The following is a 10,323-nucleotide window of genomic DNA, read 5'->3' as shown; positions in this document are numbered from 1 at the left end:
TCCCCGTTGACGCAGGGGAAGGGCATGCGGAAATTGCCCTATACAAGAGGGAGGCAATCAGGTAATAGGTAAAGCGTTTTACTTGATTCAGGAGTAATCCTTGAAAAGCCTATCTGTTCCACTTCTATGCGCTGGAGTGTTGGCGGCATGGAGCGCGGCGGCTGGTTCTTTACCTGTCGGACTGACCGGGCCGGCGGTTTCAATCCGGGCGGCCGCGGACGGCTTGGCGGATATCGTGGCCGAAGGATGGAGCGTCGCCGGCGATCCGGCGCGCCCGCGACTGCCGCGGAAGACACTGTACTACGCGCTGCCGCCCGACGCGGACCCGGAGTCCGTTTCGATCGTAATTACCAAGCTCAATTATCGCGACGAATCCTTGCCGCAGCCGGTGCGGCCCGGCCCGCCGCTGCGTTTTTCCGGCGAGCCCGATGCGCCGGTGTCGTGGGGCGATGCCGTGAATGTCGTGGACGGCAGGGACCAGGAGGTCTACGGCCGCGACGTGTTTTATCCCGAAGCCCCCGTCACGATCGATGGTTTCTCGCAGATGCGCAAGTGGAAGATGGTCCGGGTGGCGTTCTCGCCCGTCCTCGTCAACCCGGTCGCGGGCACGGCGCGGATCGTCGAGCGCGTGGACTTCGAAATCCTCTACGCGCCCGGCCGGACGATCCAATCCGCCGCGCTGGGCGACACGGTGCTGGACTCCGCCGCGCTGGCCCTGGTGGAAAACGACGGCGAGGCGCGGGGCTGGTACGCGACGCGAACGAAGGCCGCGACCTCTTCCGGCAACACGTATCTCATCATGACCACGGACGAGATCTACACGGCCAGCCCGACCCTCTACGGCCTGACTTCGCACAAAGAGGACATGGGCTTCACCGTGCACGTGGTCACGGAGACGAAGCTCGACGGCAGCGCCACCGCGACCGGCTGGAATGAAGTCACCGGCCAGTACCCGGACGGCAAAGCCGACCGGATGCGCAAGTGGCTGCAGAACAACTATGTCGGTCTGCAGATCGAGTACGTCCTGCTGGTCGGCAATCCCGCCCCGGACTGGGGCGACCTGCCTATGAAAAACTGCCACTACCAGGCCTACGTGTACCCGGTGGACGGTTTCTACGCGGACCTGACCGGCAACTGGGACATCGACGGCAACGGCTTCTACGGGAACGAGACCAACGACGTGGGCGCGGTGGGCGGCGTGGACAAGGTGCCCGAGGTCTACGTCGGCCGCATCCCGGTCTACACTTCCGATCCCTCCTGGCGCGAGATGCTGCGCCGGATCGTGTGGAAGACGATCAAGTACGAGCAGGAAGGTTCCACCGGCTGGCGCCGGTCTGCGCTGCTGCCGGAGAGCTGGTCGGACAGCTACACCGACGGCGCGTACCTCGGCGAGTACGCCCGGACCAATTACCTGTCCTCGAAGGGCTACACCGGGTACACGCTCTACGAGCAGGGAAGCGTCAACCCCATCTACGACTCCAGTTTCCCCTCGGACGAGGAATTGCTCGACAATAGCACGGCCCGGCATTGGATGAACCACGACTACGGCATGGTCCTCTGGTGGGGCCACGGGTGGTCGCGCGGCGCGGTGGTCAATGCCGGCGGGACGCTCTACGAGAGCGACCAGTGCCCGATGCTGGACGACGACCATCCGGCCTCGGTGTTCATGGTCTCCTGTTTGTGTGGCGATCCGACCGACGACCAGAACATCAGCTACTCCATGCTGCGCAACGGCGGCATCGCGTCCGTCGCCGCCGGCAACGTGTCGTGGTACTACTACTGCTCCTGGAGCCCGTCGGATGCCAAGGGCATGAACGCCTCGATGGGCTACGATTTCTTCCGCAAGGTCGTCAGCAACGAGACCACCCATGGCCGCGCCCTGGCCGAGGTGAAGCAGGAAATGGACGACTGGTGGAACAATTTCTACACCTTCAGTCTCTACGGCGACCCGGCGCTGCGCATCACCTCACAGGGCGTGGACGCGGATGGCGATACGATGGCGGACAACTGGGAGGCCGACCACGGACTGGACGCCGGGAATCCCGACGACGCGGGCTCGAATCCCGATGGCGACAATTACTCGAACATCGAGGAGTACCGGGCCGGTCTCGACCCGCAGGTGATTGACGCGCCCGCTTCGAGCTACAGTTCCATCGCCGTGCCGGGGACATTCAACGGCTGGAGCACCACGGCGCACCCGCTGCGAAAGATCGGCGGCGGGACCTGGCAGGCCGACCTCGTGCTGACCAACCAGTCCGCCGTCGCCTTCAAGTTCGCCGCGAACGGCTCGTGGACGACGAACTGGGGCGAGTACAACCAACTCGCCACGAACGTGCCGTTCAGCGGGATGGCCGACTGGGAGTCCGACAATATCACGATCGCCGGCACGCTGGACGGCCGCTACCGGTTCACGTTCAACGAGTTGACCCGCGGCTTCCGCGTCGAGCCGACGCCCGCGCCGGACGCGGACCTGGACGGGATGCCCGACGCCTGGGAGAACGCCCACAACTTGAACCCGAACCGTGCCGCGGACGCCGCGGAGGACCCGGACTACGACGGCTACACGAATCTCCAGGAGTACGGGAACAGCACGGATCCTCATGTCTGGAATCCGCGGGCGGGCAATTACAATTACATTTCGGTCCCCGGCACGTTCAACAGCTGGAACGCGGCGGCCTCGAACATGTGTCTTGTGGCGGACCACGTGTGGCGCTACGACACCACGTTCTCCGGCGAGAGCGCCATCCAGTTCAAGTTCGCGGCCCACGGCGGGTGGGCGGTCAACTGGGGCGACAGCGACCAGTCGCAGTTCAGCCCGCCGATGGCCGGCGGCGGGGAGAGCGGCGCCGCCAACATCAGCATCAGCGGCTCGTTGAGCGGCCACTACCGCTTCACGTTCAACGACCAGACGCTGGCCTGGGGCGTGGAGGCCATCGCGACGCCGGACACGGACGGCGACGGGATGTCGGACGCGTGGGAAAACGCGCGCGGCTTGAACTACCGCTCGGCCGCGGACGCGAGCGCGGATGCCGACGGGGACGGCCTGTGCAATCGAGAGGAATACGATTTCGGGAGCGAGCCGGGCGACCGGGACAGCGACGACGACGGGGCGGAGGACGAGGCCGAATTCGTCGCGGGGACCGATCCGACGGACGAGGAGTCGCTGTTCTGCGCCGAAGCCGCGACCGCGCCGGGCGCCGGTACGCTGGCCTGGCCGGGGGCGACGGGCCGGACGTACTGCGTCTTCTCGGCTACCGGTATGGTGGGCGCGGCATGGACCCCGCTGCCGGGCTTCACGAACATCACGGGCACGGCGGGCGACATGACCATCGGCGTCGGCTTGCCGCCGGACAGCGCGCCGCGGTTCTACAAGGTGCGGGTGCGCCATTAAGCGTCGCCGGTTTGCGCCCGGGCCGTGCGGATGCTAGGCTGGCGTCGGTTAGGAGTTCCGGCACATGGCCTGGTCCGGCGCACACGTTCAACTGCTTCTGGCCGGCTTGACGACCTGGTCGCGCTTCCCGGCCTCGCCGGGGGCGCTGACCCGGCTCCAGTCGCGCCGCCTTCGCGCACTGCTGGACTACGCCTTCCGGCATTCGGCCTATTACCGCGATGTCATGACCAGCCGGCAGCTCCGGCCGGGCGATTTCCGGGCGGCCGGGGACCTGGAACGGCTCCCCTTGCTGGAGAAATCCGCGGCGCGCGACCGGGCCGCCGAGCTGTTCAGCGATGCATTCTCCTTCCGGGACTGCCCCCGGCGAAATACCCACGGCACCACGGGCGAACCCCTGGACATTCCGACGCTGCCGCAGGAGCGCTGGCTCGACGCCGTCCTCTGGGCCCGGGCCTACCTGGACGCCGGGTTCCGCCCCTGGCAACGGCAGGCGAAAGTCGCGCTGCCGTCGCGCATCCCGTCCCGCCGCTACCTGGCCCAGCGTCTTGGGTTGTTCCGGCGGGTCCACGTGGCGGTCACGCAGCCGGTCAGCGAGAAGATCCGGGTGCTGCGCGCCGCCCGGCCGCGGGCCCTGGTTTGCTGGGCCAGCACGCTGGACGAAATCACGGCCGAGTTGGAGCGCGCGGATTCCTTTCTCGACGTTCCCCGCGTGTTCAGCACGTCGAGCATGCTGTGGCCCTCCGTCCGCGCGCGCGCCGAGCGCCGGCTGAAGGCGCGCGTCACCGACATGTACGGCGCGATCGAAACGGGCCCGATCGCCTGGGAATGCGAGCACCAATGCGGTTTTCACGTCCATAGCGACCGGGTCATCGTGGAACTGCTCGACGAGGCCGGCCGCCCCGCCCGCGCGGGGCGTGTGGTCTGCACCGTGCTGTGGCGGAGGGCGTTCCCGCTCATCCGATACGCGCTCGGCGACACGGCCGAGTGGGCCGACGGCCCGTGCCCCTGCGGGAGGCCCCAGCCGCTGCTGCGGAGCCTGACGGGCCGCGTGACCGAACTCGTCGAACTGCCCGGCGGCCGGCATTTGAGCAGCGTGGTCTTGCGGGCGGCGGTGTACGGGAAGCCCGGCATCGAGCAGTACCAGTTGGCGCAGGAGACCCCGACGCGCTTCCGCCTGCGGGTGGTGGCGGGAGCGGCCTTTACGGCGGAGGTTGAGCGCGCGCTCCTGGACGAATTTCACCGCCAGTTTTCCGGCGCGTTCGAACTGCGCGTCGAAAAAGTTCCGGACCTGCGGGGCCCGCCCGGCGAGAAATTCAAACCCATGGTCCTGTTGAAGCCGGCCGGCACCCGGTTAGAGCGCCAGGGCGATGGCCCGTAGCGCGCAGACCAGCACCCCGAGGGCGACGGCGGCCATGAGGGTGAAGAAGAAGCGCTGGGTCCGCTGGTTCGCGGGGCTGCCGACCCGGACGCCGTGCCGCTTCAGGCTCGTGAGCTTGGCGACTTCCCGGCCCGCGGTGTCCAGGTAGATGCCCCCGGCCACCAGCGCCGCGGGAGGCCACCAGGGACTGTTGAAAAGCATCAGCACCCCGGCGAGGATCAGCGTCCAGAGCACCAGGCCGTCCCAGCGCGCGGCGTTGCGCTCCGCCGTTCGGAAGAGGGGATCGGTGCCCTCGCTTTTCTCCTGGAGGCCCAGCCTCTGGGCCAGCCCGTAGTTCATACCCGAGATGACCTGGCCGATCCAGCCCAGCGCACCGAACAGGATGCAGACGATCGCGAGCGCGGTTTTCATCTCCTCCTCCTTCTACTCCGCCAGCCTCGACCTGGCCTGCTCGCTTTTCAATTCGCCCAGCAGCCGCTCTCGTGCGCGCCGCCGGTAGTCGTCCAGCGGCGGCAGTTCGGTTCCGGCCCTCGCCCGGCAGAGCGCCGCCAGGTGATCGTAGCCCGCCGCGCGCTCGTCGTACCCGAGCGCCCGCCAGTACAGGCCCTGGTAGACGGTCTGCTCGATCAGCGCGCCGTAGTCCGGCGGGGCCGACCCTTCGATCTCGCCGGCGTAATGGCCGAACACGAAGGCCTCGAAGCCCGGCGGGGGCTCCCCGGGCGGCGCGCCGGCCTTCCACTCTTCAAAATAGCGGCGGGCCTCGGGCTCGCGGTCCAGCGTGAAAAACATCAGCACGGCATCCCCGAGGATGGAGCGGCGGACGCCGCGCATTTCCGCCGTCCACGCGGGCAGGGCGATGAATTCGTCGAGCGCGCGGAGCAGGCCGGGCAGGACGTCGAGGTTGGGGAGCAGGACGAGCAGGCCCTCGTCCGTGTCATACGCCAGACGGCCCTGCAGGAAGGCGTCGCGCAGGGACTGGTAGATCATGCGGTTGCAGGCCTGCTGCTCGAAGCCCGTGGCGTACGGCCGGCCGCGCCAGGCCCAGTAGACCGCGTGGGCCTGGGGCAGGCGCCAGTCCAGCGGTCCGAACTGCTCCTCGATCTTTCGCATCAGGTCCGGGTCGAGGCGGTACTCGTCCGTCATCCGCCGGCGGGCCTCGGGCCGCAGATGGTCATAGTCCGGGGCGGGGCCGTCGAACAGCGCGGCCATCTCGCGGGCCCAGGCCTCCTTGTAGTAGAGGTGGGTCTGGTCCATGGCGGCGCCGAGCTTGTGCTGGAACAGCCAGCCCAGCTCGCGGTAGAGCCGCGCCTCGCCGGGGTTGTACTTCAAGCCCTCGTCGCGCAGGAGGCTGATGCCGTGGCGCACCCAGCGCCAGCGGTCGGCGGGCTCGGTGAACAGCACGCTGATGTTGTACGCCATGTTCCAGGCGTGGAACGCCCACGCCTGCGGGAATCGCGGCTCCAGGCGAGTGACCCACGTGGCGAGCTGGACCAGCTCGAAGTACTGGCCCTCCTCCTGCAGCCGCGCGGCGCGCAGCCACAGCAGGTCGGCGAGGATGCCCCGGAAGCCGCCCAGCGCGACCGTGGTGAACGTCATCAGCGGCGGCGCGTCGCCGACGGGATCGGAGGGATTCAGGCGATGCCGCGCCCGCTCCTCGCGCAGCGGCCGATTCATCCGGCCCGCGCCCCAGAACAGCCCGAGCGCGGCCAGCAGCACCAGGATGAGGATGCCCCGTTTCATGGTCCGGGTTCACTATAGTCTCCCGCGCCGCCGTGGCACAAGAAGCCGCTGCGGGCCCAAATCCGCGCGTAAGGACCTCCGACCCTATGCGATGCCGCGCAGGTTCTCCTTGGCGGTCGCGGCTCGCGGGACGCTCGCCCTCCAGGCGAGAAAAATATCGGCATCGTATAGAAAGCGTTCTGGAGGGCGAGCGTCCACGCGAGCCGCAAAGACAGCGGCGTGCGCAGGGAATGCCCGAGTGAACGCCATCCTTACGCGCGGATTTAGGGCGGACGTCCGCGGATGTGACAGTTCTTTTACAAACGTTTTGCAGGCCCGTGACGACATTTCCGCGCGGTGGGGGTCCAATGGTATGCGGAAAGGTTGGGACCGCGCGCGCTCTTGACCGGACCGGAGAGAACAACCAACAATAGGAGATAGGCCATGAAGTCGAAGATCATACTGTGGGCCGCCGGCCTGGCGCTGGCGGCGGCGTCGGTCGCGGGGGCCGCCCGGACGGAACCGCGCGACGTGCTGTGCCGGATCGAACTGGACCGCGGGGTTCTGCCCGCCGACGCGCCCCAGCGGGCAATCGTAAAAGTGACCCTGGACGCTCCGCCGCTGGAACGCGCCGGCGATCGCCCGCCCGTGAACCTGGCCATCGTGCTGGACCGGTCGGGCTCCATGTCCGGCGAGAAGATCGAGAAGGCCAAGGAGGCCGCCATCGAGGCCTTGCGCCGGCTCGGGCCGCGGGACGTCTTTTCGCTGGTCATCTACGACGACCGCGTGGAAACCGTCATCCCGGCCCAGGAGGCCCGGAACGCGGAGTGGATGGAATCGCGCATCCGCGAGATCCAGCCGGGCGGAAACACCGCCTTGTTCGCCGGCGTCAGCCAGGGCGCGGCGGAGGTCCGGCGGAACCTCGAGGGGCGTTACGTCCACCGGATCATCCTGCTGTCCGACGGGCTCGCGAACGTCGGGCCCAGCTCGCCGGACGACCTGGGCCGGCTCGGGGCGTCGCTGCTCAAGGAGAATATCTCCGTGACGACCGTGGGCGTCGGGACCGACTACAACGAGGACCTGATGACCCGCCTCTCGCAGAACAGCGACGGCAACACGTACTTCGTCGAGAACTCCCGCGACCTGCCCCGCATCTTCGCGGCGGAATTGGGCGACGTCTTGAGCGTGGTCGCGCGCAGCGTGGTGCTGAAGATCCGCTGCCTCAACGGCGCGCGGCCCGTCCGCATCATCGGCCGCGACGGCCGCGTGACCCGCGACGGCGTGGAGATCCAGCTCAACCAGCTCTACGGCGGCCAGCAGAAGTACGCCCTCGTCGAGGTCGAGGTGCCCGCCGGCGCCGAGGATCAGGTCCTCGAGATCGCCTCCGCGGACTGCCGCTACCGCAGCGCGCTGACCGACCGGGACCGCTCCTCCAGTTCGCGTGTCGAGGCCCGGTTCAGCCGCCGGGAGGACGACGTGCGGCGCTCGGCCAACATCGCCGTGCAGGAGGAGTACATCCGCAACGAGATCGCCGTGGCCAAGGACAGGGCCGTCGAGCAGTGGGACGCCGGCGAGCGGCAGCAGGCCGTCGATGACCTGCGCAAGAAGAGCGAAGAGCTCAAGGAAAGGGGCGCCGCGTACGACGTCAGCGTCGAGGTGCTGTCGGAAACCGAGGCCCTGTCCGGCGAGGCGAGCAAGCTGGACGCGGTAGGCATGGACAAGAGCGACCGGAAGCGCTATCGGACCGATAGCTACCAGCAGCGCAACCAGCAGATGCAGCAATAACTGAAAGGGTCGGCCGCGCGGCCCCGACGCGGCGTCGGGGCGCGCGGCGGAAGTGTGGGCGGATCGAATGAAGCGGACCGCGGTCATTATCTACTGGCTGATCCTGCTGGTCTCCGCGCTGGCGGTGGGGGCGGGCGCGTTCCGCCTGCTCCTCCGCGAGCGCGGCCGGCTGGAGTCCGCCGGGTTGGCCGCGGCGCGGGGCCGCGCGCAGTTCCTGGCGGACGAGGTCGCGCTGTCGGTCCAGGAACTCGAGCAGAAGCTGGGCGAGAACCTGGCCGCGCTCCCGTCCGCGAATCGCGTGGCGGCGCTCTCCGAGTGGGAGCGGAACAATCCGTTGATCCGAAACGCCTTCGTGCTGGACGGGCTCGGTGCGCTGGTCTATCCGCCGCCCGGCGAGCCGTTGACCGGCGAGCAGGAGCGCTTCCTCCGCCGGTACGAGGCCCTGTTCTCCGGCCGCGCGGCCTGGGCGCCGCCGGCGGCGGAACAGCCGGCGGCCTATACTTCCGCGCGCCAGGAATTCAGCCGCCTGGCCGTCGCCCAGAAGTCGTTGTCGGCTTCAGATGTGGCCGGGAAGGAAACCGGCTGGCTGCCCTGGTACGCCGACAACCAGGTCCAGTTGCTGGGCTGGGCGATCGATCCCGCGGACGGCGCGCGGTACGGCGTGGAACTGGAGATGGCCGCCGTGCTCTCGCGCCTCGCGCCTTCGTTCGCCGGGGGCACGGAGCCCTATGCGCTGCTCGACGGGGATGGACGCGTCGTGTTCCAGTCGGGCGCGCTCGCGACGGGCGCGGTCCCGGTCGTCACCGTGCCGGTGGGCGCGGTCCTGCCGCACTGGCAGGTTGGCGCGTACGCTTCCGGCGGGCCGGCCGGCGCGGCGCGCGGGACGTTCCTGCTGCTGACGGGCCTCCAGGTCGGACTCTTTGTCATGGCGATCGTTCTCGGAGGGTCGCTGCTGCTGTGGCAGGCGCACCGGCACTGGCGGGACGCCGCCCGGAAAACGTCGTTTGTCTCGAACGTCTCGCACGAGCTCAAGACGCCGCTGACCTCGATCCGGATGTACGCCGAGATGCTCGCCGAGGGCCGCGTGAAGGACGAGGCGAAACGGGGCGAGTACCTGAAGGTGATCGTGGACCAGAGCCAGCGGCTGACCCGGCTCGTGAACAATGTCCTCGATTTCAGCCGGCTGGAGCAGCGCCGCCGCGCGTACCGGCCGGAACCGGTCGATCTCTGCGAGGCGGTCGGCGAGGCCGTCGAAGCGCAGCGCGCCCGCCTGCAGGAGGCCGGCTTGCGGGTCGAGATCGCGCCTTCGGACGCGCCGTGTCCGGCGCTCGCCGACCGCGACGCGGTGACGCAGGCCGTGCTGAACATCCTCGACAACGCGGCCAAGTACGCGGCCGCCGGCGGCGAACTCCGGGTGGAGTTCAGCGGGGATGAAAAGGCCTGCCGCGCACGTTTCATGGATCGCGGGCCGGGAATACCGGCCGCGCACCGGGCGCGGCTCTTTGAGCAGTTCTACCGGGTGGACGACGCGCTGTCGGCGAAGCAGCCGGGCTGCGGGCTGGGCTTGAGCATCGCGCGGCGGATGATGCGGGATCTCGGGGGCGACGTGCGCTTCGAGCCGCGGGAGGGCGGCGGCGCTGTCTTCGATCTCGCGGTCCCGCGGGAAGGGGCGGGGGCATGAAGAGGGTAAGGATCCTGGTGGCCGATGACGATACCGCGATCGCGCGCGGGCTCGAGGACGCGCTGGAGAGCGAGGGCTACGCGGCGGTCGTCGCGCGCGACGGCCGGGCCGCGCTGGAGCGGTTCGGGCGCGAGGCGTTCGACCTCGTGCTCCTCGACGTCATGATGCCCGGCGTCAACGGCTACAACGTATGCCGCGAGATTCGCAAAACGAATGCCGCCGTGCCCGTCGTTATGCTCACGGCCAAGGGCGAGGAGATCGACAAGGTCGTCGGGCTCGAACTGGGCGCGGATGACTACATCACCAAGCCCTTCGGCGTGCGCGAACTGCTGGCCCGGATCGCGGCCGTCCTGCGCCGCTCGCGCCGGA

Annotated in this window: 7 protein-coding genes; 5 read left to right on the top strand and 2 right to left on the bottom strand. The window is 68.7% G+C overall.

Annotated features, from left to right (window positions below; translation table 11 throughout):
* The first annotated feature begins 235 nt into the window (after positions 1-235).
* Both KA248_01810 and KA248_01805 read left to right on the top strand, forming a co-directional pair.
* Complete coding sequence (locus KA248_01810; protein ID MBP7828633.1) at positions 236-3,391, top strand: hypothetical protein; 3,156 nt, start codon at positions 236-238, stop codon at positions 3,389-3,391.
* 64 nt (positions 3,392-3,455) lie between these two features.
* On the top strand, positions 3,456-4,769 hold the full coding sequence (locus KA248_01805) for a phenylacetate--CoA ligase family protein (GenBank protein ID MBP7828632.1): 1,314 nt from the start codon (positions 3,456-3,458) through the stop codon (positions 4,767-4,769).
* Here KA248_01805 and KA248_01800 read toward each other — a convergent pair.
* Positions 4,743-5,180 carry a hypothetical protein gene (locus tag KA248_01800; protein ID MBP7828631.1) on the bottom strand — a complete coding sequence of 146 codons (438 nt, stop codon included), beginning with the start codon at positions 5,178-5,180 and terminating at the stop codon, positions 4,743-4,745. The genes KA248_01805 and KA248_01800 overlap by 27 nt on opposite strands.
* Before the next feature lie 12 nt (positions 5,181-5,192).
* On the bottom strand, positions 5,193-6,509 hold the full coding sequence (locus KA248_01795) for a hypothetical protein (protein MBP7828630.1): 1,317 nt from the start codon (positions 6,507-6,509) through the stop codon (positions 5,193-5,195).
* A gap of 423 nt (positions 6,510-6,932) precedes the next feature.
* On the opposite strand from KA248_01795, the gene KA248_01790 reads away from it, so the two are divergent.
* The 3 genes from KA248_01790 to KA248_01780 form a co-directional block, all read left to right on the top strand.
* On the top strand, positions 6,933-8,273 hold the full coding sequence (locus tag KA248_01790; protein MBP7828629.1) for a VWA domain-containing protein: 1,341 nt from the start codon (positions 6,933-6,935) through the stop codon (positions 8,271-8,273).
* Between the two features lie 67 nt (positions 8,274-8,340).
* Complete coding sequence (locus KA248_01785) at positions 8,341-9,954, top strand: HAMP domain-containing histidine kinase (GenBank protein MBP7828628.1); 1,614 nt, start codon at positions 8,341-8,343, stop codon at positions 9,952-9,954.
* The coding region (locus tag KA248_01780; protein MBP7828627.1) for a response regulator at positions 9,951-10,323 on the top strand (373 nt) is incomplete at its 3' end. The genes KA248_01785 and KA248_01780, both read left to right, overlap by 4 nt.

The sequence above is a fragment of the Kiritimatiellia bacterium genome (assembly GCA_018001225.1).
Taxonomy (GTDB): Bacteria; Verrucomicrobiota; Kiritimatiellia; order CAIQIC01; family JAGNIJ01; genus JAGNIJ01.
Note: the sequence above shows the minus strand (reverse complement) of the source record. Positions and strands in the feature narration are given on the sequence as shown.